The organism is Lysobacter sp. 2RAF19 (assembly GCF_052115395.1).
Lineage (GTDB): Bacteria > Pseudomonadota > Gammaproteobacteria > Xanthomonadales > Xanthomonadaceae > Noviluteimonas.
Genome location: NZ_JBFRGO010000004.1, coordinates 239,389 through 264,277 on the forward strand (window position 1 = coordinate 239,389; position 24,889 = coordinate 264,277).

The window sequence follows — 24,889 nt, forward strand, 5'->3', positions numbered from 1 at the left end:
CATGCCGTCCTTCAACGCCTCCGAATGGGCGCTGCGCAACCGCACGCTGATCGTCTACGCGATGCTCGTGCTCGCGGTGCTCGGCTTCATGAGTTATCGCAGCCTGGGGCAATCGGAAGATCCGCCGTTCACCTTCAAAGCGATGGTCGTGCGCACGGTGTGGCCGGGCGCGACCGCCGACGAAGTCTCGCAGCAGGTCACCGACCGCATCGAGAAAGCGCTGATGACCACGGGCAAGTACGAATTCATCCGTGCTTACTCGCGGCCCGGCGAGTCGCAGGTGATCATGATGGCGCGCGACTCGCTGCCGTCCAAGGACGTGCCGGAGCTTTGGTACCAGGTGCGCAAGAAGGTCGGCGACATCGCGCTGACCCTGCCCGAAGGCACGGTCGGCCCGTTCTTCAACGACGAATTCGGCGATACCTTCGGCAACATCTACGCACTCACCGGCGAAGGCTTCGACTACGCGGTGATGAAGGATTACGCCGAACGCGTCGAACTCGAACTGCAACGCATCCCCGATGTCGGCAAGGTCGAACTGGTCGGCCTGCAGGACGAGAAGATCTGGATCGAGTTGTCGAATACGAAGCTCGCCACGCTCGGCATTCCGCTCAGCGCCGTGCAGACAGCGCTGTCCGAACAGAATGCGGTCGTGCCCGCGGGCTTCTTCGAAACCGGCAGCGACCGCATCCAGATCCGCGTGACCGGCGCACTGCGTTCGGTCGACGAGATCCGCGATTTCCCGGTGCACGTGGGCGATCGCACGTTCCGCGTCGGCGACATCGCGACGATCGAACGCGGGTTCGCCGATCCGGCGTCGCCGCGCATGCGCTTCATGGGCCAGGACGCCATCGGCATCGCGGTCGCGATGAAGGATGGCGGCGACATCCTGCGTCTGGGCAAGACGCTGGACCGCGAAACCGCGCGCCTGCAAAGCTCGCTGCCCGCGGGCATGGAACTGCGCAAGGTGTCCGACCAGCCGCACGCGGTGAGCGAGTCGGTCGGTGAATTCGTGAAGGTGCTCGCCGAGGCCGTCGCGATCGTGCTCGTCGTGAGCTTCTTTTCGCTGGGCTTCCGCACGGGCCTGGTCGTCGCGGTGTCGATCCCGCTGGTCCTCGCGATGACCTTCGCGGTGATGCACTACTTCGGCATCGGCCTGCACAAGATTTCGCTCGGCGCGTTGGTACTCGCACTCGGCCTGCTCGTGGACGACGCGATCATCGCGGTGGAGATGATGGCCATCAAGATGGAGCAGGGCTTCTCGCGCCTGAAGGCGGCGAGTTACGCCTGGGACACCACGGCCTTTCCGATGCTCACCGGCACGCTGGTGACGGCGGCGGGCTTCCTGCCGATCGCGACCGCGGCCTCGAGCACGGGCGAGTACACGCGCTCGCTGTTCCAGGTCGTGACCATCGCGTTGGTCGTGTCGTGGATCGCAGCGGTGTTGTTCATTCCCTATCTCGGCGACCGCCTGTTGCCGGACCTGCACAGGAAGCACCAGGAGGCGCACGATCCGCACGCCACGCGCTTCTACCAGCGCTTTCGCGGGCTGCTCGGCTGGTGCCTGGAGCATCGCAAGACCGTCATCGCGATGACGGCGGCGGCGTTCGTCGCGTCGATCCTGCTGTTCCGTTTCGTGCCGCAACAATTCTTCCCCGATTCCACGCGGCCGGAGTTGATGGTCGACATGGAGCTGGCGGAAGGCTCGTCGCTGAAGGCGACCGAATCGCAGGCCAAGCGCCTGGAAGCGCTGCTGCGCAAGCGCGAGGGCGTCGACAATTACGTCGCGTACGTCGGCACCGGATCACCGCGCTTCTATCTTCCGCTCGACCAGCAGCTGCCTGCAGCGAATTTCTCGCAGTTCGTCGTGCGCACGCATGATTCCAAGGCGCGCGAAGACGTCCGCAAATGGTTGATCGAGGACGTCGCGCCGCAATTCCCCGCCTTGCAGTTGCGCGTGACGCGGCTGGAGAACGGCCCGCCGGTCGGATACCCGCTGCAATTCCGCGTGTCGGGCGAGCACACCGATCGCGTGCGCGCTTATGCAACGCAGGTCGAAGCGAAGGTGCGCGCCAATCCGAATGTCGCCAACGTCAACCTGGATTGGGACGAACCCAGCAAGGTCGTGCGCCTGGAGATCGACCAGGAGCGGGCGCGCGCGCTCGGCGTGAGCACGGCGGGCTTGTCGAAGTTCCTCTCCGGTTCCTTGTCCGGCCTGCACGTCAGCACGTATCGCGAAGGCAACGAGCTGATCGAGATGTTGCTGCGCGGCGCCGACGATGAGCGCACGCGCCTGGATCTGCTCGGCAGCCTCGCGGTGCCGACGCAGAACGGCACCGTCGTGCCGCTCGCGCAGATCGCGACGCTGAAATACGTCTTCGAGGACGGCATCATCTGGCATCGCAATCGCCTGCCGACGGTCACCGTACGCGCGGACATCCGCAACACGCTCACGCCGCCGACGGTGGTCGCGCAGATCCTGCCGACGCTCGAGGGCATCCGCGCCGACCTGCCGGAAGGCTATCTGCTCGAAACCGGCGGCACCGTCGAGGATTCGGCGCGCGGGCAGAACTCGATCAACGCCGGCCTGCCGCTGTTCCTCTTCGTCGTGGTGACCTTGTTGATGGTGCAGTTGCGCAGCTTCTCGCGCACGGCGATGGTGATGCTCACCGCGCCCCTGGGCCTGATCGGCGTGACCTTGTTCCTGCTGGTCTTCCGCGTGCCCTTCGGCTTCGTGGCGATGCTCGGCACGATCGCGCTGGCCGGCATGATCATGCGCAACTCGGTGATCCTCGTCGACCAGATCGAACAGGACATCGCGCACGGCAACGACCGCTGGCACGCCATCATCGAAGCGACGGTGCGCCGCTTCCGTCCCATCGTGCTCACGGCGCTCGCCGCGGTGCTCGCGATGATCCCGCTCACGCGTTCGGCCTTCTTCGGGCCGATGGCGGTGGCGATCATGGGCGGCTTGATCGTGGCGACGGTGCTGACGCTGTTGTTCCTGCCGGCCTTGTACGCGGCGTGGTTCAAGGTGAAGCGCGAAGAGGCCGTTTCCTAGCGCGACGCGGGAACATTGCACCTGCCGACGCAGGCGGCAGGCCCGTTGAATCCCCTCCCTTTGATCAGGGAGGGGCGCAGCGATGCGAAGGATTCACCGGTGTGCCGCCATCGCCGCGGTGGTGGCCGTGGCGTGCCTGGCGACTTCGATGCCTTCCGTGGCTTGCGATCTGGCCGCGCCGCGCTTCCATCCCTCGCAGGCGACACCGGATTCCTCCCATCCCAAGCGCACGCGCGTTCCGAAGGCCATCGGCGTCGAGCTGTCGGGCTTCGCCACGCCGGCCGATGCGGCCCGTTGTTTCGGCGAGCGCTACCACCGGCATCGGCACGCGGAACATGTCACCGTGATCGTTCGCGACGAAGACGGCAGTTGGGGCTATCTCACCCCCGGCAAAGGCGGGCGGAACGTGGCCACGGTCGACATCGCCTCCTTGATGGCGGCCTATCTCGAAACGGGATTCAGCTTGCATGCGTTGGCGCACACGCACCCCTTCGGTTCGCCGCATTTCTCGAAACAGGACGTGGGTCAGATGCTGCAGCTCGAGCGCGGCGAGTTCTACATGACGAATTGGCGCAACGAAACCTATCGCATGACGCGCGAGATGCTCGATGCGTCGCGGCGAGGCACCGGGTTCGAAGGCGAACGATTGCGTTAGAGGACTTCGGCCCGCGGTCCCGCGACAGGCGAGACATAAGCGCGCGATGCGAATCCGGCGTCGGCGAATGCCGCCTGCATCGCCGGGGCCGCGCCGCGTGCTTCGCCTTCGGACGCGAACCACGCAAAGACGCTCGGCCCCGCGCCCGACAGGCTCGAACCCAGCGCGCCGTGATCCATCGCGGCGCCCTTCACCTGCGCAAACCCGGGCACGAGCGGCGCGCGACGCGGCTCGACGAGCACGTCCTGCAAGCCATCGCGAATCAGATCGACATCGCCGCGTTCCAGCCCCAGTAGGAATTGCGCGAGGCGCGCGCCGTGCGCCACGACGGTCGACAGCGGGAAGGGATCGACCAGCACTTCGCGCGAACGTTTGGTCTCCAACACCTGGTCGGGATGCACGACCACGGCATGCAACCAATCGGGCGCATGCAAGGGCAGCAGGCGCGTCGCGGTCGCCAGTGCGATGCCGCCGATCAACATCGGTCCGACGTTGTCGCCCTGGTGGCTGCGGCTGGAGGCGTACTCGCCTTCCATCGCGAAGCGATACAGGCCCTCGCGCGTCAGCGGTGCATCGAGCAAGGCATTCGCGGCGATGAGTGCGGCCACGCACGAGGCTGCAGAGCCCCCGAGGCCCGCGCCGATCGGAATGCCCTTGTCGAGTTCGATTTCGAAGCCGAACGGCAGCGCCAGGCCTTCGTGCAGCGCTCGTACGCCGCGACCGGCGGTATTGCGCTCGGTATCCAGGGGGATGGCCGACACATCGCCCGCGCCGCGCACGGCTACCACGCGGACCTCGCGCGCTTCGATGCGCCGCACGGTCGCGCGATCGGACAGGCCCGCGATCGCGTGGCCCAGCAGGTCGAACCCGACGCCGATGTTGCCGACGCCGGCGGGAGCGGAAGCTGTGACAGTGGCGCGCATGTCGGCGTGTGAAGACGGGAAGCGGCCATTATCGACGCGAAGGTGGCCCCGCGGGGCGCGGCGTGGTGCAATACGCCCCGAAGCGGGGGTACCGGCATGCCGGTTGAGACAGACCCTTCGAACCTGACGCGGTTGAAACCGCCGTAGGGAGCCTTCGCCGGACCCAGGTCCGTCGCCCGCTTCGTCCCGTGAATCCCCCTTGGACGATGCCCATGAACGCTGTGCCTTCCGATCTGATCCGCGACGCCCAGGCGTTGTCCGAAGAAGTCGTTCGCCCGATCCCCGGTTCACGCAAGATCTTCGTCGAGGGCTCGCGCGCCGACCTGCGCGTGCCGATGCGCGAGATCGCGCAGCAGCGCACGCCGACCCTGTTCGGCGGCGAAGACAACCCGCCGATCACCGTGTACGACACCTCCGGTCCGTACACCGACCCGGCGGCCGCCATCGATCTGTCCGCGGGCCTGCCCGCGTTGCGCGCGCGCTGGATCGAAGAACGCAACGACACCGAAACGCTCGCGGGGCTGTCGTCGGAATTCGGCCGCACGCGCGAACACGATCCGCGCCTGTCCGCGGTGCGCTTTCCGGGCCGCATCCTGCCGCGCCGCGCGCGCGCCGGCGCCAACGTTACGCAGATGCATTACGCGCGCCGCGGCATCGTCACGCCGGAGATGGAATTCGTCGCCATCCGCGAGAACCAGCGCCTGGAGGCGATGCGCGACGCCGGCCTGCTCGCGCAGCACAAGGGCCAGGCCTTCGGCGCGTCGATCCAGGCGCGCATCACGCCGGAATTCGTGCGCGACGAAATCGCACGCGGCCGCGCGATCCTGCCCAACAACATCAACCACCCCGAGAGCGAGCCGATGATCATCGGCCGCAACTTCCTCACCAAGATCAACGCCAACATCGGCAACAGCGCGGTGTCCTCGGGCATCGCCGAGGAAGTCGAAAAGCTCGTGTGGGCGATCCGCTGGGGCGGCGACACGGTGATGGACCTGTCCACCGGCAAGCACATCCACGAGACGCGCGAATGGATCGTGCGCAACTCGCCGGTGCCGATCGGCACGGTGCCGATCTACCAGGCACTCGAAAAAGTCGACGGCCGCGCCGAAGAACTCACGTGGGAGATGTTCCGCGACACGCTCATCGAGCAGGCCGAGCAGGGCGTGGATTACTTCACCATCCACGCCGGCGTGCTGCTGCGCCACGTGCCGCTGACGGCCAAGCGCGTGACGGGCATCGTCTCGCGCGGTGGTTCGATCATGGCCAAGTGGTGCCTTGCGCACCATCGCGAGAACTTCCTCTACACGCACTTCGAAGACATCTGCGAAATCATGAAGGCCTACGACGTCGCCTTCTCGCTCGGCGATGGCTTGCGCCCGGGTTGCATCGCCGATGCGAACGACGCCGCGCAATTCGGCGAACTCGAGGCGCTCGGCGAGCTGACCAAGATCGCGTGGAAGCACGACGTGCAGACCATGATCGAAGGCCCCGGCCACGTGCCGATGCAGTTGATCAAGGAGAACATGGACAAGCAGCTCGCCGAATGCGGCGAAGCGCCGTTCTACACACTCGGCCCGCTGACGACCGACATCGCGCCGGGTTACGACCACATCACCAGTGCGATCGGTGCGGCGATGATCGGTTGGTTCGGCACGGCGATGCTGTGCTACGTCACGCCGAAGGAACACCTGGGCCTGCCTGATCGCGAAGACGTGCGCGACGGCATCATGGCGTACAAGATCGCCGCGCATGCGGCCGATCTCGCCAAAGGGCATCCGGGTGCGCAGGTGCGCGACAACGCGTTGTCGAAGGCGCGTTTCGAGTTTCGTTGGGAAGACCAGTTCCATCTCGGTCTGGATCCGGAAAAGGCGAAGGCCTTCCACGACGAAACCCTGCCGAAGGACGCGCACAAGCTCGCGCATTTCTGCTCGATGTGCGGCCCGCACTTCTGTTCGATGAAGATCACGCAGGACGTGCGCGACTACGCCGCCGAACACGGCGTGGACGAAGCGCAGGCCATCGAGGCGGGCATGGCGGAGAAGGCGGGAGAATTCCGCGCACAAGGCGCCGAGGTCTACCGGCCCGAATGACCCTTCGGGCAATACGCGGCGTTCACGCGAGCCGCTAAGATCGCCGGATGCACGAGGTCCTCCGCTTCTCGCTCTGGCGCATGCTCGCGCGGCGCCATCCGTCCGCCTTCCTGCTGGCGGCGCAGTTGCTGAGCCTGTTGCTGTATCCCTTGATGGATGACAGCAACGAGGGGCGCATGTTGTTCGGGGGCGTGGCGGTGGTCATCGTCCCGCTCGCGGTGTGGACCGTGAGCCGCGGTCCCGCGCTCAACATCCTGGCGTGGTTGTTGGCGGTGCCCTCGTTGCTGCTGACCTTGTGGATCTGCTGGTTCGACGACATGCGCCTGCTGCCACTGGCCGCGTCGCTCGAAGCGCTGCTGTATTTCTACGCGGCGGCGGGCCTGATCCTCTACATGATGCGCGACACGCGCGTGTCCTCGGACGAACTGTTCGCGGCGGGCGCGACCTTCACCTTGATCGCGTGGGGATTCGCCTATGCGTACTTCGTCTGCCAGGCGTGGTATCCGGGCAGCTTCACCGGCATCGATCCCGATCGCGAACGCACGTGGCTGGAGTTGCTGTTCTTCAGCATCAGCAATCTGTCGGCGACCGGCCTGGGCGACGTGCTGCCGGTGACGGCACCGGCGCGCGTGTTGACGATGCTCGAACAGATCGCGGGCGTGGGTTACATCGCGACGGTGGTCTCGCGCCTGATCGGTTTGACGATCATCCAGCAGCAGAAATGAAGAAGGGCGCCGTGGCGCCCTTCGTCGTTCGTCGTTCGTCGCTTAGAAATTCGGCTTCTCTTCGCTTTCGTTGTAGCGCGCGATCGCCTCGACGATGATCTGCTTGGCTTCGGCCGTGTCGCCCCAGCCCTCGAGCTTCACCCACTTGCCCTGTTCCAGGTCCTTGTAGTGCTCGAAGAAGTACGCGATGCGGTCGCGCCAGTGTTGCGGCACGTCGTCCAGGCCTTCGATGTGGGCGTAACCGGGATACACCTTGGTGACCGGGACGGCGAGGATCTTCTCGTCGTTGCCGGCTTCGTCCTGCATGCGCAGCACGCCGACGGGGCGCACTCGGATGACCGAACCGGGGATCAGCTGCAGGGGCATCAACACCAGCACGTCGGCCGGGTCGCCGTCGCCGCACAGGGTGTGGGGGACGTAGCCGTAATTGCAGGGATAGCGCATCGGCGTGGACAGCACGCGATCGACGAAGATGGCGCCGGAGGCCTTGTCGACCTCGTACTTCACCGGTTCGGCGTCCTTCGGGATCTCGATGATGACGTTGATTTCGTCCGGCGGGTTCTTGCCGGTGGGGACGAGGTCCAGGCCCATTGCTGTGTTGCTCCGACGTGCTGGCGCGGCCCGTGCGGGGCCGGCTGGGGGGAAGGGAGGGGAAGGGGGAGGAAAACCGCGCGGATTATAGGCGGGAACCTCCCGCCTTCCGGCGCATCGGATGGAAAAGGACGGGAGAAACCACATGGTTCCGCAGGATCACGGCCCCCTGGTCGACTTCGGAAAGCTCGACGACGCCACCCTGGTGGCGCTGGCGCGCGCAGGCCGGCGCGAGGCGTTCGGCGAGATCATGCAGCGCTGCAACCGGCGCCTGTTCCGGATCGCGCGCGGCGTGGTGCACGAGGACGCCGAAGCCGAGGACGTGGTCCAGGCCGCCTACGTCGCCGCCTTCGAACACCTGGGCGACTTTCGCGGGGAGTCGTCGCTGGCCACCTGGCTCACCCGCATCGTGCTCAACGAAGCCAACGGCCGCTTGCGCGCGCGCAAGCCCACGGTCGAGTTCGATACCGTCGAAGCACTGCAGCAAGGAGGGCGCGTGATCGCATTTCCCTCGCGTTTCGGCAGCGAGGACCCCGAGGCGAGCGCGGCGCGCAGCGAAATCCGGCGCCTGCTCGAACACGCGGTGGACGAGTTGCCTGAGCCGTTCCGTTTGGTGTTCGTGATGCGGCAGATCGAGGAGTGCAGCGTCGAGGACACCGCGACCAGCCTGGGCCTCAAGCCCGAAACGGTGAAGACACGCCTGCACCGGGCGCGCAGGATGTTGCGGACCGCGCTGCACGATCGCCTCGCCACGACGATGACCGATGCCTTCCCGTTCCTCGGCGCGCGTTGTGACCGCATGACCCGCGGCGTGCTCGAACGGATCGGCGCGCGCCTGCGCGACTGACTTTTTTCAACCAAGGGGAAAACCCATGCTGACGACCTACGCTCTCATCGTCTTCGCCATCGGCGCGCTCGGTGGTCTCATTCTTGCGTCCAACGTCCTCCGCGGGCATTTCGCGCCCTGGTCGCTGTCGCTCCTGCATGCGTTACTCGGCGCCACCGGCCTGCTGCTGTTGATCGTGCAGGTCGTGCAGGGCTCGGCGGGCGGGCGCATCGTCGGCGCGCTGGGGTTGCTCGTCGTCGCCGCGCTTGGCGGCTTCTACCTCGCCTCGCTGCACCTGAAGAAGGCGATCCCGCCCAAGGGCGTCGTCCTGATGCACGCGGGCCTGGCGCTCGTCGGTTTCCTCGTGCTGCTGAGTGCGGTGATCTGACACGCGGAACGAACGCATCGCCTGCTAGCGTCGGAACTCCCAACGCCGGAGTTCCGACCATGCTGAAGTACGGTTTGCTCGCCAAGCTCGAGGCCAAGCCCGGCATGGAACGCGAGGTGGCGACCTTGCTCGCCGGGGCGCTGCCGATCGCGCAGGGCGAACATGAAACGCGCACGTGGTATGCATTTCGCTCGGGCCCGACCTCGTTCGGCATCTTCGATACCTTCGAAGACGAACACGGGCGCGAAGCGCACCTGCAGGGCCAGATCGCGAAGGCGCTGATGGACAACGCCGATCGCCTGCTCGCCAAGCCGCCGACGATCGACAAGATCGACCTGATGGCCGCGAAGAACTGATCGCGCCAAACAAAACGGCGGCCCTGGGGCCGCCGTTCCGTGTCGCAGGATGGCTTCGCCGTCAGTGGAGCAAGGGCACCAGCAGCAGCGCGACGATGTTGATGATCTTGATCAGCGGATTGACGGCCGGGCCGGCGGTGTCCTTGTAGGGATCGCCGACGGTGTCGCCGGTCACCGCGGCCTTGTGCGCCTCGGAGCCCTTGCCACCGAAGTGGCCGTCTTCGATGTACTTCTTCGCGTTGTCCCACGCGCCGCCGCCGGTCGTCATCGAGATCGCGACGAACAGACCGGTGACGATGGTGCCGATCAACACGCCGCCCAGCGCCTTCGGGCCGAGCAGCAGGCCTACGACGACGGGCACGGCGACGGGCAGCAGCGAAGGCACGATCATTTCCTTGATCGCCGACTTCGTCAGCATGTCCACGGCCTTGTCGTATTGCGGCTTGCCGGTGCCCTGCATGATGCCGGGGATGTCGCGGAACTGGCGGCGCACTTCCTCCACCACCGCACCGGCCGCGCGGCCGACCGCTTCCATCGCCATCGCGCCGAACAGGTAGGGGATCAGGCCGCCGATCAGCAGGCCGATGACCACCTCGTGGTCGGACAGGTCGAAGCGGATGCCCTCGAACGGCGTCGTCACGCCCGCCGCCGCGGCCTTCGCGGCACCGACGATGTTGAGGTTGTGCGTGTAGTCGGCGAACAGCACGAGCGCGGCGAGCGCGGCCGAACCGATCGCGTACCCCTTCGTCACCGCCTTGGTCGTGTTGCCCACCGCGTCGAGCGGATCGGTCACCGCGCGCACTTCCGGCGGAAGCTCGGCCATCTCGGCGATGCCGCCGGCGTTGTCGGTGATCGGGCCGTAGGCGTCGAGCGCGACGATCATGCCCGCCATCGACAACATCGACGTGGCGGCGATCGCGATGCCGTACAGGCCACCGAAGTGGAACGCCAGCCAGATCGCCGCGCACACCGCGATGACCGGCATCGCGGTCGACTTCATCGACACGCCCAGGCCCGCGATGATGTTGGTGCCGTGCCCGGTGGTCGAAGCTTGCGCGACGTGGCGCACCGGCTTGTACTGCGTGCCGGTGTAGTACTCGGTGATCCACACGATCGCGCCGGTGAGCACCAGGCCGATGAGCGCGCAGAAGTACAGGTTCAGCGAACCCTGCGGGAAATCGCCCATCAACTGTTGCGTGATCGGGTAGAACGCGATGGCCGCGAGCACCGCCGAGACGATCACGCCGCGGTACAGCGCGCCCATGATCGAACCGCCCGCCTTCACCTTGACGAAGAACGCGCCGATGATCGAGGCGAGGATCGACACGCCACCGAGCACCAGCGGATACAGCACCGCGTGCTTGCCTGCGCCGGCGGCCATCAGGCCACCGAGCAGCATCGTCGCGATGATGGTGACCGCGTAGGTTTCGAACAGGTCGGCCGCCATGCCCGCGCAGTCGCCGACGTTGTCGCCGACGTTGTCCGCGATGACCGCCGGGTTGCGCGGGTCGTCTTCCGGAATGCCCGCTTCGACCTTGCCCACCAGGTCGGCGCCGACGTCGGCACCCTTGGTGAAGATGCCGCCGCCGAGGCGCGCGAAGATCGAGATCAGCGAAGCGCCGAAGGCCAGGCCGACGAGCGCATGCAGCGCGCGTTCTTCGGGCAGGCCCATCTGCAACAGGATCATGTAGTAACCGGCGACGCCGAGCAGGCCGAGGCCGACGACGAGCATGCCGGTGATCGCACCGCCGCGGAACGCGACGTCCATCGCCGGGCCGATGCCGCTGCGCGCGGCTTCGGCGGTGCGGACGTTGGCGCGCACCGACACGTTCATGCCGATGTAGCCCGCCGCACCCGACAGCACCGCGCCGATCAGGAAGCCGATCGCGGTATGCCAGCCGAGGAAGAAACCGATAAGGACGAAAAGCACGACGCCCGCCATCGCGATCGTCATGTATTGCCGATTGAGGTAAGCGCGTGCGCCTTCCTGGATCGCGCCGGCGATCTCCTGCATGCGCTCATTGCCGGCGGGGCGAGAGTTGATCCATGAAGCGGACCACAGTCCGTACAGGATGGCGACGACGGCGCAAGACAGCGCCAGGATCAAACCGTACTGCTCCAGCATGAACCCTCCCCGGGGCGACAATGGGATGACGGATGAACGCGTTGGAATTGTTGCGCCGCGGCAAAAACCGGGAAAACTGGCGGCAACGGCCCGACTATCGCACAGCTTCGCGGACAGTTGCCGTGAGCCGGTGTTCAGACCGCGCATGCCAGCCTGCCGCCCTCGGAATCACGCTCCCGGAGCCACGATGCGCCTCGCCCCCGCCTGCCTGTTGTTGCTTGCCCTCGCGCCGTGTCTGGCGTCCGCGGGGGACGACCCCAAACCCGAGATCAAACGCGAGGCCTCCACGCCACAAGCGGATGGAAAAGCGCACACGCTGCGCACGATTCCCGAAGCCTGCGCGCGCATCGAGGGCCTGTTCACCGGCCAGGCGGCGGACCCGTACAAGTTCACGCTCGCGCGCACCAGCGCGAACTGCCAGCCGCGCGCGCGCCTGGTGGATGCGGCGAAGGTGAAGCCTTCGACGAAGGACGGATGGATCTTCAACGACGTGATCCGCGTGCCCAGCGCGTCGTGCCCGGCGCAGGAAGCGGTCGTGCGCGTGTGGCGCAAACCCGCGGAGGCCGCGCCGCCGGACCTCGATGCGCAGGGGCGCTCGCGGATTTACCTGAAGGAAGCAACGGACAAGGCACGCGCGAAGACGCCGTCGGTGCCGATGTTCGCCGTGGCGATGGCCGTCGAAGGAAAGGCGTGCAGTAAGTGACTTGCTCCCTCCCCTGCGACGGCAGGGGAGGGCCGGGGAGGGTTTGCCTCAGTGCGCGACGTCGGTCGACTTGTTCGCATTCCCCGCGCGCATGAACTTCTCCGCGCTGGAGCGAATCAACTGCGCCGCACCGCCGCGCTTGCGGATGACCTGCACGTAATACGTGCGGCCGGCATCCAGGTCCATCGAGAACGGGCCCGTATCCGCAGTCGCGTAAGCACGCGTGCCCGGCGCCGCGGTGGAAACGAAGTACATGCCCGGTTCCAGGTCGATGAGCGACACGCCGCCGGCGGCGTCGCGCACGCCGATCGGATCGCCGGGCGAACTGGACGAACGGAAGAAGATCACCTGCGCCTTGCCGGCCGGGGCCTTGCCGACATCCTGCTCGACGGCCTGCTCGTTGAGCTCGTGCGCGGCGACGTCCACCGCGGCCTGGCCTTGGTTTTCGATCTTGACCTTCTGCGCGAATGCCGGCAGCGCGACCATCGCGAAGACGAGGGCGATGACGCATTGGGTGATGCGATGGGACATGGGGCGACTCCTGCTCGACGGGGGAAGTGGCGAGCCTAACCCCGCGCATTCATCGAGCCGTGTGAACGCCGTCGGGGACCTCGCCGAACGTGTCCCCACTGGGCCACCGTGTTATGCCACCAGTCAGCCTTCGAACGCCGGCAGCTGCTTCTTCACCGCAACGTTCTTGAGCACGACGTACTTCGGCAAACCATCGCGCCCATACGGCGGCGGTGCTTCGCCGCGGATCAGCGGTTCCAGGTAGCGGCGCGCGGCAGGCGTGATGCCGTAGCCATCCTTGCGCAGGAAATCGGCGGGCATCGTCTTTTCGTGATTGGCGATGTCTTCCAGCTTCGCCGGCACCACCTTCCAGCGATACGGGGTCTGCGCCATGCGCTGGATCACCGGCATCATCGCGTTCATGCCTTTGAGCGCGTATTCGACGGCGGCCTTGCCGACCGCCTGCGCCTGGTCCAGGTCGGTCTTCGACGCGACGTGGCGCGCGGAGCGCTGCAGGTAATCCGGCAACGTCCAATGGACCTTGTAGCCGAGCGTGTCTTTCACGCGCGCGGCCAAATGCGAGGCCACGCCACCCAGTTGCGTATGGCCGAACGCATCCTTGCCGCCGCCCGCATCGGCGACGAAGGTGCCGTCGGCGGTGCGGATGCCTTCGCTCGCGACGACGACGCAGTAACCGACGCGCTCGACGGTCTTCTTCACTTGCGCGAAGAAGGCGGCTTCCTCGAACGGGCGCTCGGGGAACAGGATGATGTGCGGCGCTTCGTCGGGCCCCTGGCCGGCCAGGCCCGCGGCGGCCGCAAGCCAGCCGGCGTGGCGGCCCATCGCTTCGTACACGAAGACCTTGGTGGAGGTGTCGGCCATGGCGGCGACATCCAGCGCGCATTCGCGGATCGAAACGGCCGTGTACTTGGCGGCCGAACCGAAGCCCGGGCAGCAATCGGTGACCGCCAGGTCGTTGTCGATCGTCTTGGGCACGCCGATGCAGGTCAGCGGGTAGCCGAATTCTTCAGCCAGGCGCGAGACCTTCAGCGCGGTGTCGGCCGAATCGTTGCCGCCGTTGTAGAGGAACCAGCGCACGTCGTGCGCCTTGAACACCTCCAGCAAGCGCGCATAGCGCGCACGGTCGGCTTCCAGCGACTTGAGCTTCACGCGACAGGAGCCGAACGCGCCGCCCGGGGTATGCGCCAGGGCGCGAATGGCCGACAGCGGCTCCTTCGAGGTGTCGATCAGGTCCTCGCGCAGCGCGCCGAGGATGCCGTTGCGCGCGGCCAGCACCTTCACCTTGCGGGCGCGGGCGGCCGTGATGACGGCCGACGCGGTGGCATTGATGACGGCGGTGACGCCGCCCGATTGGGCGTACAGCAGGGTTCCGTTGGCCATGTGAGGTCGTGGGCCGGGGTCGGGTTGGGGTAAAGTGCCCGACGAAACGGCCACATGCGTGGGAGTGGGCGGGCGAGTGTAGCGCCGCCCCCTGTCAACGCGTCGCGGCCGACATGGAATGGCTTTCTCGGGAGTCCTGGATGCGATTGGTCTTGTTGGGCGCGCCCGGTTCGGGCAAGGGCACGCAGGCGACCCGCCTGAAAGAGCACCTGCAGGTGCCGCATATTTCGACCGGCGACCTGTTGCGCGCCGAAGTGGCGGCCGGCAGTCCGCTCGGCCTGGAAGCGAAGGAAGTGATGGCGCGCGGCGAGCTGGTCTCCGACGCGATCCTGCTCGGCATGCTCGAGGACCGCTTTTCGCGGCCCGACACGCGCAACGGTTTCATCCTCGACGGCTATCCGCGCAACCTGGCGCAGGCCGACGCGCTCGATGCCTTGCTCGGCCGCTTGAAGGCACCCTTCGATTTCGCGGTGCAGCTGGAATGCCCGACCGAAATGCTGGTCGAGCGCATCGCCGGCCGCGCGAAGGCCGAAGGTCGCGCCGACGACAGCCCCGAGGCGGTGCGCAAGCGCCTGGAGGTCTACACCGCCTCCACCGCACCGGTGATCGACTACTACCGCCAGCACGGCCAGCTCACCGTCGTCGACGGCGTGGGTTCGCTGGACGCGGTGTTCACCCGCATCCTCGAGGCGATCGCGCCGGTCAAGGAAGTGGGCTGAGCCCCGCACGGGAGTCGTTTTGAAAATCCACATCCTCGGCATCGCCGGTACGTTCATGGGCGGCGTGGCCGCGCTCGCGCGCGAGCTCGGGCACGAAGTCGAAGGCAGCGACCAGGCGGTGTATCCGCCGATGTCCACGCAGCTCGAACAACTCGGCATCGCGCTGCGCCAGGGCTATGCGCCCGAACACATCTCCGGCGATTGCGACGAAATCATCGTCGGCAACGCACTCTCGCGCGGGAATCCCGCGGTCGAGCAGGTGCTCGACGAAGGCCGCCGCTACATCTCCGGTGCGCAGTGGTTGAGCGAACGCGTGCTGCCCGGCCGCGAAACGCTCGCGGTGGCCGGCACGCACGGCAAGACGACCACGACGACGATCCTCACCTGGCTGCTCGAAAACGCGGGCCGTGCGCCGGGCTTCCTGATCGGCGGGGTGGCGGAGGATTTCGGCGTGTCCGCGCGCGTGGGCACGGGCCGCGAGTTCGTGGTCGAAGCCGACGAATACGACACGGCCTTCTTCGACAAGCGTTCGAAGTTCGTGCACTACAAGCCGACGGTCGCGATCCTCAACAATCTCGAATTCGACCACGCGGACATCTTTCCCGATGTCGCGGCCATCCAGCGCCAGTTCCACCATCTGGTGCGCACGGTGCCGCGGCGCGGTCGTTTGATCGTCAACGGCGAAGACAAGCACCTCACCGAAGTGCTGGAAATGGGCTGCTGGACGCCGGTGGAAACCTTCGGCCTGGACGGCGATGCATTCGACTGGAGCGCGAAGCTGCGGGCCGACGACGGCAGCCACTTCACGGTCGTGCATCGCGGCCGCGAGATCGGCGACGTGCAATGGCCCTTGCTCGGCCGCCACAACGTGATGAACGCGCTCGCCGCGCTCGCGGCGGTGAACGCGGTCGGCGTGGATGTGTCGACCGTGCTCGCATCGCTCGCGCGCTTCCGCAGCGTGAAGCGCCGGATGGAAGTGATCGGGCAGGCGCGCGACATCATGGTGTACGACGATTTCGCGCACCATCCCACCGCGATCGCGACCACGCTCGCGGGCCTGCGCGCACGCGTCGGCGATGCACGCATCGTGGTGGCGATGGAACCGCGCAGCAATTCGATGCGCCTGGGCGCGCATGCCGATGCACTCGCTCCCTCGCTCGACGGCGCGGATGTCGTCGTCTTCCTGCATCGCCCGGAACTGCAATGGGACGCCGGCAAGGTGGTCGCCGGCCTGAAGGGCGAAGGCGTCACCGCGCCCGATGTCGACACGCTCATCGCGACCTTGCGCACGCATGTGCGCGCGGGCGACCACGTGGTGTTCATGTCGAACGGGGGATTCGACGGCGCGCCGCGGCGTTTCCTCGCCGCGCTCGCGGGCAGTTGAGACGCGCGTCGTGCGCAATTCGCCGACGCTCGGATTGTTCCCGCTGCATAGCGTCCTGTTGCCGGGCGCGTCGCTCTCGCTGCGCGTCTTCGAACGTCGTTACCTCGACCTGGTGCGCGAATGCACGCGCGAGTCGCGCGGCTTCGGCGTCTGCCTGATCCTGATCGGCGATGAAGTCGGCGCACCGGCGACGCCCGCGAAGTTCGGCACGCAGGCGCGCATCGAAGATTTCAGCACGGGCGACGACGGACTGCTGCATTTGCGCATCCGCGGCGGGCGGCGGTTCCGCGTCGGCACCACGCACGTGCGCGACAACGGGTTGTTGCTCGCCGACGTGGAGTGGTGCGAGTTCGATCCCGACGACGAGCTGCACCCCGAGCACGCGACGATGGGCCTGATCCTCGAACGCATCCTCGAACAGGTCGGCGGCGAATATGCCAACCCACCGCCGGCGCGCATGGATGAAGCCTCGTGGGTCGGCTGGCGCCTGGCCGAATTGCTGCCGTTGCAGGAATCGCAGCGCCAGGCGCTGCTGCAGATGGACGACCCGCACGCGCGCCTGGACTGGATGTTGCGCTGGATCAGTTGATCAGCTGATCAGCGTTCGCGCACGCGCAACACGGGAAGCTCGCTTCCCGGGTGAAGCGAGGCTTGTTGCGGAAAGCCCGCAAGATCCTGCACCAGCGCCGCATGCGACTGGCCGCCATCGGCGACCGGGCGCCACAGGCCGAAGAACTTGAGCGGCCGCGAGTAATGCAACTGCTGCGTCGCGCCGATCCACAACGGCGTCGCGCCCTGCAATTGTTCCGGCGCCAGCCACAGGCGCAGCACGAGCGCATCGTTCGGCCCGAGCGCGCGACGCATCAGCAAGGTTTCGGGGCGTCCGTCGAGCGTGGCGGGCAACACGGGTTGATGCGCGGGCGATTTGTCGTCGTCGAGCAGGCCCAGCGTCGCGATCCAGCCCGCCTGCGGCTGCACGCGCCAGCCGCGCGCTTCCAGGCGCCGCTGCAGCGCACCCGCCGATCCTGCGTATTGGAGATCCAGCGCCCAACGGCGCAGCGGATCGGTTTCGGTGCGCTGCGCGGGCAACTGCGACCAGGCCGACGTCCACCACGTTTCGAGCGCGAGCGTGCGCGGTGGCGGCGCGGGCGCGTGTTCGGCGAGCGTCGCCTCGATGCTGCGTGGCGCGTGCCACAGCGCCGCGATCGCGAACACGCCGTAGAAGCCGAGCGCGAGCGGCCGCATCCAGAACGACCGTGCGACGTGCCGCCGATAGGCGATGCCCAACACCAGCACCCAGACGATGCCGAACAACATCCCGCCGATGACGTCGCTCAGCCAATGCGCGCCCAGGTACAACTCGGCGAAGCCGAGCAGCGTGGTGATCGCACCGCCGATCATGTACGGCCATTGACGATCGCGGCCCGGCAATTCGCGCGCGATCAACACGGCGAGGAAACCGAAGGTGATCGTCGCCATCGTGACTTCGACCGAGGGCACGCCGAACGCAGCGCCCTGCGCATCGGCCGGCAACAGCCACGCCAGGCCCGCGGTGAGCGCGAAGCCGAAGGCGAGCGCCGCCACCCAGTGCGCCGCCGCGATCCAGCGCCTGCGGAACAGCAACCAGAGCAATGCGGCGATGGCGGCGGGGCCGAGCACGATCGCATCGCCGAGCGTGTCGAGCGCGGCCATCATGCGATCGGCCAGCGGATTGCGCAGTGCGGCCATCGCCTCGCGCACGCTGTGGTCGAGCAGCAGCGGCCCGCCGCGCGCCCACAACAGCGTGAGCAACGCGCCCCACGCCCAGGCGATCGCGAACAACCAAACGGCGAGGATCAGCAGCGACGCCGACTCGGGGCGATTGGGATTGATCAACGCGCCTGCATAACGGCCCAGGTGCGGATGCGCGCTCGTCCACTTCAAGGCGCGAGCGAGCAGGCGATCGGCATGGCGCGAGAACCAGCGCCACGTGTACAACACGACGGCCCAGACCAGCAGCAATGCGGCGATGAGCGCCAGGACCACGAGCGCGAGCCGGTCGGCGACCGCGGCCACGGCTTCGTAGGACTTGCCGAAGATCCAGCCCGGTGCGAGATACGCGAGCGCCCACAGGACCGCCGCGAGCACGCTCATCGGCACATAGCGGCGCAAGGGCATGTGCAGCATGCCCGCAATCGCCGGAACGAAAGGCCGCACCGCGCCAACGAAGCGCGCGATCACGATGCCCTTGCTGCCGTGGCGGCGGAACACGCGTTCGCCGCGGTCGAGCAATTGCGGATAGCGCCGGAACAACCACAGCCCGCGCATCTGCGCGCCGTAGCGATGGCCGATCCAGAAACTCAGCGCATCGCCGGCGAATGCGCCGGCCGACGCGCACGCGACCGCATAGGTGCCGTCGATATGCCCGAGCCCGACCATCGTGCCCACCGCGAACAGCAAGGGCGAAGCCGGCACCACGATACCGATGACCGCCAGCGCGTCGCAGAAGGCGATCGCGAAAATCAACAGACCTGCCGCGCGCGGGTGCGCGGTGATCCAGGCGATGGTGGCGTCGAGCCAGTGGGTGGGCATGGGCCGATTATAGGGAGCAGAATGACGGTTCCAGAACGCAACGGCGACGACATGGCCACGCTCGCAGGAAAGACGCTCTTCATCACCGGCGCTTCGCGCGGAATCGGGCTTGCCATCGCGCGCCGCGCGGCGGCCGACGGGGCGAATGTCGCGATCGCCGCGAAGTCCACCGTCCCGAATCCGAAGCTGCCGGGCACCATCCACACCGCCGCGGCGGAAATCGACGCACTCGGCGGCAAGGGCCTGGCCCTGCGTTGCGACATTCGCGAAGAAGACCAGGTGCACGCGGCCGTGGCCGCGACGGTCGAGGCCTTCGGCGGCATCGACATCCTCGTGAACAACGCGAGCGCGATCTGGTTGCGCGGCACGCTCGGCACGCCGATGAAGCGCTTCGACCTGATGCAGCAGGTCAACGCGCGCGGCACCTTCCTGTGCGCGCAGGCCTGCCTGCCGCACCTTGCGAAGTCCGACAACCCGCACATCCTCACCCTCGCGCCACCGCCGAGCCTGGACCCGAAATGGTGGGGCCCGCACACCGGCTACACGCTGGCCAAGATGGGCATGAGCTTCGTGACGATCGGGCTGGCCGCCGAGTTCGGCCCGCAAGGCGTCGCCGTCAACGCGCTGTGGCCGCGGACGATCATCGGCACCGACGCGCTCAACATGATTCCCGGCATCGACGTGGCGCGTTGCCGCACGCCGGAGATCGTCGCCGACGCCGCGCATGCCGTGCTCGTGCGCGATGCGCGCGGATTCCACGGCCGCTTCCTGCTCGACGAAGACGTGCTGCGCGAAGCCGGCGTCACCGATTTCTCGCGTTACGCCGTCGATCCTTCGCAAACCCCGTTGCCGGATTTGTTCCTGTGAAATACCTCCACACGATGATCCGCGTCCACGACCTCGACGCGACGCTGCGCTTCTTCATCGAAGGCCTCGGCCTGCGCGAAACGCGCCGCATGGAAAACGAAGCGGGCAAATACACGCTCGTCTTCCTGGCCGCCGATGAAACCCCGAATGCCGAGATCGAGCTCACCTACAACTGGGGCTCGGACGAGGATTACGGCAGTGCACGCAATTTCGGGCACCTCGCTTTCCGCGTGCCCGACATCTACGCGACCTGCGAACGCCTGCAGGCGATGGGCTACACCATCCATCGTCCGCCGCGCGATGGACACATGGCGTTCGTGAAATCGCCGGACCGGATTTCGATCGAGCTGCTGCAGGACGGGCATCTGCCGCCGGCCGAACCGCGGGCGTCGATGCCCAACACCGGTTCGTGGTAAGTCAGTCCAGACCGTAATCGCGCAGGATGCCGGCGATTTCGCCGGGTGCGTGGACTTGCTCGGATTGCAGGCCCGCGCTGCGTGCGCCCTGGACGTTCGCGAAGTTGTCGTCGAGGAACAAGGTCGCATTCGGTGCATGGCCGAGTGTTTCGACCACGCGCAGGAAGGCGATCGGCGCGGGTTTCGCGACGCCCAGGACGTTGCTGCAGAAGATGCGTGCGCGCGGGATGACGTCGGTCAAATGACTCGGCAGCGAATCGAGTACGAGCGGGCCGTTGTTCGTGAGAACGGCGACCTCCGCGCGGCCGGCGAGCGCGGCGATGCGCGCGCAGGTCGCGCGTTCGCATTGCATCGACGCGCTGCGCGCCGCGATCCATTGGGGCAACGCGACCGTGCAATCCAAGGCGTCGGACAACGCGGCCAGGTACGTGGCGTCGTCGATCAAACCCGCGTCGTATTGCGGTTCGATGCCCGTGTCGAACAACGCGGAGAACACCACGTCCGGCGCGCGGCCGATCGCGGCGCCGAGGGTTTCGACGCGGATCTTGTGCGAGTAGGACACGAGCACGCCGTCGAGGTCGAACAGCACCAGCGACGGCGGGGTTGCGATCACAAGGTCTTGAAGGCCGCGCGCGCGGCGTCGATCGTCGCGGCGATGATGGCGTCGTCGTGCGCGCTGGACAGGAAGCCGGCTTCGAATGCAGAGGGTGCCAGGTAGACGCCGCGTTCGAGCATCGCGTGGAAGAAACGGTTGAACGCGGCGGTGTCGCATGCGACGGCCTGCGCGTAGGTGTCGACCTTTTCCGCGCTGAAGAACAGGCCGAACATCGCGCCGACGCGTTGCGTGGTGAAGGGCACGCCGGCGTCGCGCGCCGCGTCTTCCAAGCCGTCGCACAGGGCGTTGGTCTTGCCTTCCAGCGCGGCGTGGAAACCCGGTGCCTGGATCAGTTCCAGCATCTTCAGGCCCGCGGCCATTGCGACCGGATTGCCGCTCAGCGTGCCCGCCTGGTAGATCGGACCCGCGGGTGCGATTTGCTGCATCAGTTCAGCGCGGCCACCGTAGGCGCCGACGGGCATGCCGCCGCCGATGATCTTGCCGAAGGTGCTCAGGTCGGGCGTCACGCCGTAACGCTGCTGCGCGCCGCCGAGCGCGACGCGGAAACCGGTCATCACTTCGTCGAAGATCAGCAGCGCGCCATGGCGCGAGCACAGGGTGCGCAGATGTTGCAGATAGCCTTCGCGCGGCGGAAGGCAATTGGCGTTGCCGACGACCGGTTCGATGATCAGGCCGGCGATGTCGTCGCCGGTTTCGTCGAACAGTGCGGTCGCGGCGTCGAAATCGTTGTACGGCAGCGTCAGCGTGAGATCGGCGAGCGCCTTGGGCACGCCCGGCGAGGTCGGCACGCCGAAGGTGAGTGCGCCGCTGCCGGCTTTCACGAGGAAACTGTCGCCGTGGCCGTGGTAGCAGCCTTCGAATTTCACGATGCGCGCGCGGCCCGTGGCGCCGCGTGCGAGGCGGATCGCGGACAGCGTCGCTTCGGTGCCCGAATTCACCATGCGCACCATTTCGCAGCTCGGCACCAGGCGCGCGATGGTTTCCGCCATCGTGACTTCGAGCGGATTGGGCGTGCCGAAGCTCAGGCCGTTCCGCGCGGTTTCGATCACCGCCGCGAGGACGTCAGGGTGATTGTGGCCGACGATCATCGGGCCCCAGGAGCCGACGTAATCGATGTAACGATTGCCGTCGACGTCTTCCAGATACGCGCCATTGGCGCGTTGCACGAAGAACGGTTCGCCGCCGACGGACTTGAACGCGCGCACGGGGGAATTCACGCCGCCGGGCATCCGTTGCTGCGCGCGGGCGAAAAGGTCTTGCGATCGACGGGTGTCCATCAGGGCCTCGAAGCGGTGAAGAGCGACCGGAATTCGCGCGCGGCGGCGAGTGGATCGGGCGCATCGAATACGCCGCCGACCACCGCCAGCAGGTCCGCGCCCGCGGCCAACAGGGGAGGCGCATTGTCGGGCGTGATGCCGCCGATCGCCACCATCGGCAGGCCGAGCGCACCGGCGGAGGCGAGGAGCGCGGGTGTCGCGCGACGTGCGTTGGGCTTGGTCGATGACGGGAAAAAGGCGCCGAAGGCGATGTAGTCGGCATCGGCGTCGACGGCCGCGCGTGCGCGTTGCAGGTCGTCGTAGCAGGAGACGCCGATGATTGCGTTGTGCCCGACGATCGCGCGTGCCGCAGCGACAGTGCCGTCGTGCTCGCCCAAATGCACGCCGCTGGCCTTCACGTCGGCGGCCAGGCGTGCATCGTCGTTCACGATGAACGGGACGCCGGCGGCGCGGCACAAGGGCGCAAGCGCGGCGGCCTGCGCGGCGCGCAATGCCGGACCGGCCGTCTTGTTGCGATATTGGAGGAGCTCGGCGAATGCCAGCAGCGGCTTCACGCGCGCCACGAGGCGTTCGGTGTCCGCCTCGTCGGGCGTGATCAGATACAGGCCGGCTTGCATGCGGTTTCCCTGGCGTGCGCTTCCGAAGCCGGCCCGTCGGTGGGACAATGGCGGCTTCGACAGAACAGCATTCTACGGACTCCGATGACCGACGCCGTCGCCACCGCCTACCGCACCTGGATGTGCGTCGTCTGCGGCTTCATCTACGACGAAGCGAAGGGGCTGCCCGAAGAAGGCATCGCGCCGGGCACGCGTTGGGAAGACGTGCCCGATACGTGGACGTGCCCGGATTGCGGCGTCACGAAGGACGACTTCGAGATGATGGTTGTTTGAGGGCAGGGTCGCCTGACGCGCACGCGCGTCAGTTCATCCGCATCGGGCCGCTGCTGAGTTCGACCAGCCGCTCGCGCAAGGGGCCCGCATCCTGGGCTTCCGGATTCAGTTGCAGGTAGCGCGCCAAATCCGTGCGAGCGCCTTGCCGGTAGCCCATCTTCATGTACGCCAGGCCGCGGTCGCGCAGCGCGTCGCCGTTGTCGGCCGACAGGCGCAGGATGCGATCGGCGCTGCGGGCGGCGCGTTCCCAATCGTCGCGTTCGGCGTACACGCCGTGCAGGTTGCGCAGCACGCGCATCAGGATCGCGCGGTGCGTGGCGGGGTTGAGGATCTGGAACAACGCGCGATCATCCGGCGCTTCGCCGTTGAGGTGCGGGCGTGCGCGCTGGCGGAGTTCGTCTTCGTCGAGCGGGCGGCCGCGATTGAACGGATCCATCACCAGCACGCCGTCGTCGACCGGCAAGCGCACGAGGAAATGGCCGGGAAAGGACACGCCATCGAGCGGGATGCCGAGGCGGCGCGCGACTTCGATCTGCACCAGCGCGAGCGAAATCGGATTGCCCAGGCGGCGTTCGAAGACTTCGTTGAGATAGCTGTTGCGCGGGTCGTAGTAGTGCTCGCTGTCGCCTGCGTAGCCCACTTCCTCGAACAGGTGGCGGTTGATCGCCGCCATCTTCTGCGGCCAGGGTTCCACCGATTCCACCTGCGTGCGCAGGTGGTCGACGTGGGCTTGCACTTGCGCGTCGCAATGGTCCGCATCCAGGTGCGGATATTCGTCGCGGGCGATCAGCAGCGCGGTGCCCAGCAGCGGGAGCGTGCGATCGTCGGCACCGGCGAGTTCGTTCCAGTCGGGCAGCGGAAAGCGGTCGTGCATGCGGCAAGCCTGCAACCACGTTGCTTTCGTTGCAAGTCCGCGCCGGTCAGGGTTGTGCGACGCCCGGCCCGAATTTCAGTTCGGCGCCTGTTTCCAGCTTGAGTTTCTGCGCTTCGCCCGCGTTGAGCTCGAGCACGTAACGCGCGGGCGCGGCGCTCGGATAGGGCGGGCATTGGTCGCCGAGCGAGCACGGCGGTACGTCACGCTGCATCGACACGAGTTTATGCGCGTCGTCGAAGTAGAGGATGTCGAGCGGGATGCGCGTGTTCTTCATCCAGTAGGCCAGCGGGCCCTGCGCTTCGTGGATGAAGAGCATGCCGTGGTCGGCGTCCATCGCATCGCGGAACATCAGCCCGCGTGCGCGCTCGGCGTCGTCGTCGGCGATCTCGATGCTGTAACGCTTGCCGTTGAGTTCGACCCAGGGTCCCGACGCACTGGCGCAGCCGGCAAGCAGCAGGAGCGAAGCGGACAGCAGGGCAGCTCGGCGCAGATGGGGGCGCATCATTGGGGTCTCCGTCAGGGGCGCTGAACATCGATGAGGGCCGGCGCCCGCGTCAAGGGGGCGGCGGTTTGCGGAAGGATTGAACGGATTCGCGCACACCCCCTTCCAAAGCGCGGCAGCCTTATGCACAATGCGCGCCCCTTCGACGGGTGCCGGTTCGCCGGCCCCGGCGGACCGAAAAAAACCCCGTCACAGGGTGTTGACGGAATCCGGAAGGGCTGTATGATGTGCGGCTCCCTCGGGCACTTCGGTGCGGCGGGGGAAGGGAGGAGGCGCTGAGGCCGCTCCCGACGATCTTTGACAGTGTGCGCAGGTGACTTGTGCGGGCGTCTGGCGGGTGGATACGTTGTCCATCTTGCAGACGTTCGTAACAGAGCAACAAGTCAATTCAAATGGCAAACAAGCAATTGTTTAGCCAG

At 67.0% G+C, this 24,889-nt stretch carries 25 protein-coding genes and 1 riboswitch; of the genes, 14 read left to right on the forward strand and 11 right to left on the reverse strand.

Annotated elements, in window-relative coordinates; translation table 11 throughout:
* Position 1 precedes the first annotated feature (1 nt).
* Positions 2-3,061, forward strand: coding sequence for an efflux RND transporter permease subunit (locus AB4059_RS15180; protein WP_498980032.1), 3,060 nt, complete (start codon positions 2-4; stop codon positions 3,059-3,061).
* A 148-nt stretch (positions 3,062-3,209) separates the two neighbouring features.
* Positions 3,210-3,716 (forward strand): JAB domain-containing protein, encoded by a 507-nt coding sequence (locus AB4059_RS15185; RefSeq protein WP_498980033.1) that lies wholly within the window; start codon positions 3,210-3,212, stop codon positions 3,714-3,716.
* Here the strand turns inward: AB4059_RS15185 and AB4059_RS15190 are convergent.
* Positions 3,713-4,639, reverse strand: coding sequence for a homoserine kinase (locus tag AB4059_RS15190; RefSeq protein ID WP_498980034.1), 927 nt, complete (start codon positions 4,637-4,639; stop codon positions 3,713-3,715). The genes AB4059_RS15185 and AB4059_RS15190 overlap by 4 nt on opposite strands.
* A gap of 74 nt (positions 4,640-4,713) precedes the next feature.
* Positions 4,714-4,806, forward strand: a riboswitch (TPP riboswitch).
* Positions 4,807-4,851: 45 nt separating this feature from the next.
* On the opposite strand from AB4059_RS15190, the gene thiC reads away from it, so the two are divergent.
* Positions 4,852-6,729 (forward strand): phosphomethylpyrimidine synthase ThiC, encoded by a 1,878-nt coding sequence (gene thiC, locus AB4059_RS15195; RefSeq protein WP_498980035.1) that lies wholly within the window; start codon positions 4,852-4,854, stop codon positions 6,727-6,729.
* Positions 6,730-6,776: 47 nt separating this feature from the next.
* On the forward strand, positions 6,777-7,454 hold the full coding sequence (locus AB4059_RS15200) for an ion channel (RefSeq protein ID WP_498980036.1): 678 nt from the start codon (positions 6,777-6,779) through the stop codon (positions 7,452-7,454).
* A gap of 42 nt (positions 7,455-7,496) precedes the next feature.
* Here the strand turns inward: AB4059_RS15200 and ppa are convergent, their stop codons facing one another.
* Entirely contained in the window at positions 7,497-8,045 is a 549-nt protein-coding gene (ppa, locus tag AB4059_RS15205; RefSeq protein ID WP_498962548.1) for an inorganic diphosphatase, read from the reverse strand.
* 145 nt (positions 8,046-8,190) lie between these two features.
* On the opposite strand from ppa, the gene AB4059_RS15210 reads away from it, so the two are divergent.
* From AB4059_RS15210 to AB4059_RS15220, 3 genes are read left to right on the forward strand one after another with little or no spacing between them, the layout of a single operon-like run.
* Positions 8,191-8,892 (forward strand): RNA polymerase sigma factor, encoded by a 702-nt coding sequence (locus tag AB4059_RS15210; protein ID WP_498980037.1) that lies wholly within the window; start codon positions 8,191-8,193, stop codon positions 8,890-8,892.
* A gap of 25 nt (positions 8,893-8,917) precedes the next feature.
* Positions 8,918-9,259, forward strand: a complete 342-nt coding sequence (locus AB4059_RS15215) for a hypothetical protein (protein WP_498980039.1) — start codon at positions 8,918-8,920, stop codon at positions 9,257-9,259.
* Between the two features lie 59 nt (positions 9,260-9,318).
* Positions 9,319-9,615 (forward strand): putative quinol monooxygenase, encoded by a 297-nt coding sequence (locus tag AB4059_RS15220; protein ID WP_498962542.1) that lies wholly within the window; start codon positions 9,319-9,321, stop codon positions 9,613-9,615.
* Positions 9,616-9,676: 61 nt separating this feature from the next.
* On the opposite strand, the gene AB4059_RS15225 is transcribed toward AB4059_RS15220, so the two are convergent.
* On the reverse strand, positions 9,677-11,740 hold the full coding sequence (locus tag AB4059_RS15225) for a sodium-translocating pyrophosphatase (RefSeq protein ID WP_498980040.1): 2,064 nt from the start codon (positions 11,738-11,740) through the stop codon (positions 9,677-9,679).
* A 145-nt stretch (positions 11,741-11,885) separates the two neighbouring features.
* On the opposite strand from AB4059_RS15225, the gene AB4059_RS15230 reads away from it, so the two are divergent.
* Positions 11,886-12,443, forward strand: coding sequence for a hypothetical protein (locus tag AB4059_RS15230; RefSeq protein ID WP_498980069.1), 558 nt, complete (start codon positions 11,886-11,888; stop codon positions 12,441-12,443).
* Positions 12,444-12,491: 48 nt separating this feature from the next.
* Here the strand turns inward: AB4059_RS15230 and AB4059_RS15235 are convergent, their stop codons facing one another.
* Together AB4059_RS15235 and AB4059_RS15240 are read right to left on the reverse strand one after the other, a co-directional pair.
* A complete protein-coding gene (locus AB4059_RS15235; RefSeq protein ID WP_498980072.1) occupies positions 12,492-12,974 on the reverse strand; it encodes a hypothetical protein in 483 nt (160 codons plus the stop codon).
* A 123-nt stretch (positions 12,975-13,097) separates the two neighbouring features.
* Entirely contained in the window at positions 13,098-14,354 is a 1,257-nt protein-coding gene (locus tag AB4059_RS15240) for a 6-phosphofructokinase (protein WP_498980041.1), read from the reverse strand.
* 140 nt (positions 14,355-14,494) lie between these two features.
* On the opposite strand from AB4059_RS15240, the gene AB4059_RS15245 reads away from it, so the two are divergent.
* From AB4059_RS15245 to AB4059_RS15255, 3 genes are read left to right on the forward strand one after another with little or no spacing between them, the layout of a single operon-like run.
* A complete protein-coding gene (locus AB4059_RS15245) occupies positions 14,495-15,073 on the forward strand; it encodes an adenylate kinase (protein WP_498980042.1) in 579 nt (192 codons plus the stop codon).
* A gap of 19 nt (positions 15,074-15,092) precedes the next feature.
* Entirely contained in the window at positions 15,093-16,457 is a 1,365-nt protein-coding gene (mpl, locus tag AB4059_RS15250; RefSeq protein WP_498980044.1) for a UDP-N-acetylmuramate:L-alanyl-gamma-D-glutamyl-meso-diaminopimelate ligase, read from the forward strand.
* 10 nt (positions 16,458-16,467) lie between these two features.
* Entirely contained in the window at positions 16,468-17,046 is a 579-nt protein-coding gene (locus tag AB4059_RS15255) for an LON peptidase substrate-binding domain-containing protein (RefSeq protein WP_498962530.1), read from the forward strand.
* Between the two features lie 8 nt (positions 17,047-17,054).
* Here the strand turns inward: AB4059_RS15255 and AB4059_RS15260 are convergent, their stop codons facing one another.
* Complete coding sequence (locus AB4059_RS15260; protein ID WP_498980045.1) at positions 17,055-19,028, reverse strand: bifunctional DedA family/phosphatase PAP2 family protein; 1,974 nt, start codon at positions 19,026-19,028, stop codon at positions 17,055-17,057.
* Positions 19,029-19,079: 51 nt separating this feature from the next.
* On the opposite strand from AB4059_RS15260, the gene AB4059_RS15265 reads away from it, so the two are divergent.
* Positions 19,080-19,895 carry an SDR family oxidoreductase gene (locus AB4059_RS15265; RefSeq protein WP_498980071.1) on the forward strand — a complete coding sequence of 272 codons (816 nt, stop codon included), beginning with the start codon at positions 19,080-19,082 and terminating at the stop codon, positions 19,893-19,895.
* Entirely contained in the window at positions 19,892-20,311 is a 420-nt protein-coding gene (locus AB4059_RS15270) for a VOC family protein (RefSeq protein ID WP_498980047.1), read from the forward strand. Before AB4059_RS15265 ends, AB4059_RS15270 begins: the two co-directional genes overlap by 4 nt.
* A gap of 1 nt (position 20,312) precedes the next feature.
* Here the strand turns inward: AB4059_RS15270 and AB4059_RS15275 are convergent, their stop codons facing one another.
* From AB4059_RS15275 to thiE, 3 genes are read right to left on the reverse strand one after another with little or no spacing between them, the layout of a single operon-like run.
* Positions 20,313-20,924, reverse strand: coding sequence for an HAD-IA family hydrolase (locus tag AB4059_RS15275; protein ID WP_498980049.1), 612 nt, complete (start codon positions 20,922-20,924; stop codon positions 20,313-20,315).
* Positions 20,921-22,204 (reverse strand): glutamate-1-semialdehyde 2,1-aminomutase, encoded by a 1,284-nt coding sequence (gene hemL / locus AB4059_RS15280; RefSeq protein ID WP_498980051.1) that lies wholly within the window; start codon positions 22,202-22,204, stop codon positions 20,921-20,923. The genes AB4059_RS15275 and hemL overlap by 4 nt, the downstream gene beginning before the upstream one ends.
* Positions 22,204-22,821, reverse strand: coding sequence for a thiamine phosphate synthase (thiE, locus tag AB4059_RS15285; protein ID WP_498980052.1), 618 nt, complete (start codon positions 22,819-22,821; stop codon positions 22,204-22,206). Before thiE ends, hemL begins: the two co-directional genes overlap by 1 nt.
* A gap of 84 nt (positions 22,822-22,905) precedes the next feature.
* Between thiE and AB4059_RS15290 the strand changes: the two genes are divergently transcribed.
* Complete coding sequence (locus AB4059_RS15290; protein WP_498962516.1) at positions 22,906-23,094, forward strand: rubredoxin; 189 nt, start codon at positions 22,906-22,908, stop codon at positions 23,092-23,094.
* Between the two features lie 28 nt (positions 23,095-23,122).
* Here the strand turns inward: AB4059_RS15290 and AB4059_RS15295 are convergent, their stop codons facing one another.
* Together AB4059_RS15295 and AB4059_RS15300 are read right to left on the reverse strand one after the other, a co-directional pair.
* Positions 23,123-23,968 (reverse strand): SirB1 family protein, encoded by an 846-nt coding sequence (locus tag AB4059_RS15295; protein ID WP_498980053.1) that lies wholly within the window; start codon positions 23,966-23,968, stop codon positions 23,123-23,125.
* Positions 23,969-24,014: 46 nt separating this feature from the next.
* The gene (locus tag AB4059_RS15300) at positions 24,015-24,473 is read right to left on the reverse strand and encodes a DUF192 domain-containing protein (RefSeq protein ID WP_498980054.1); all 459 of its coding nucleotides are present in this window, start codon (positions 24,471-24,473) and stop codon (positions 24,015-24,017) included.
* Positions 24,474-24,889 lie beyond the last annotated feature (416 nt).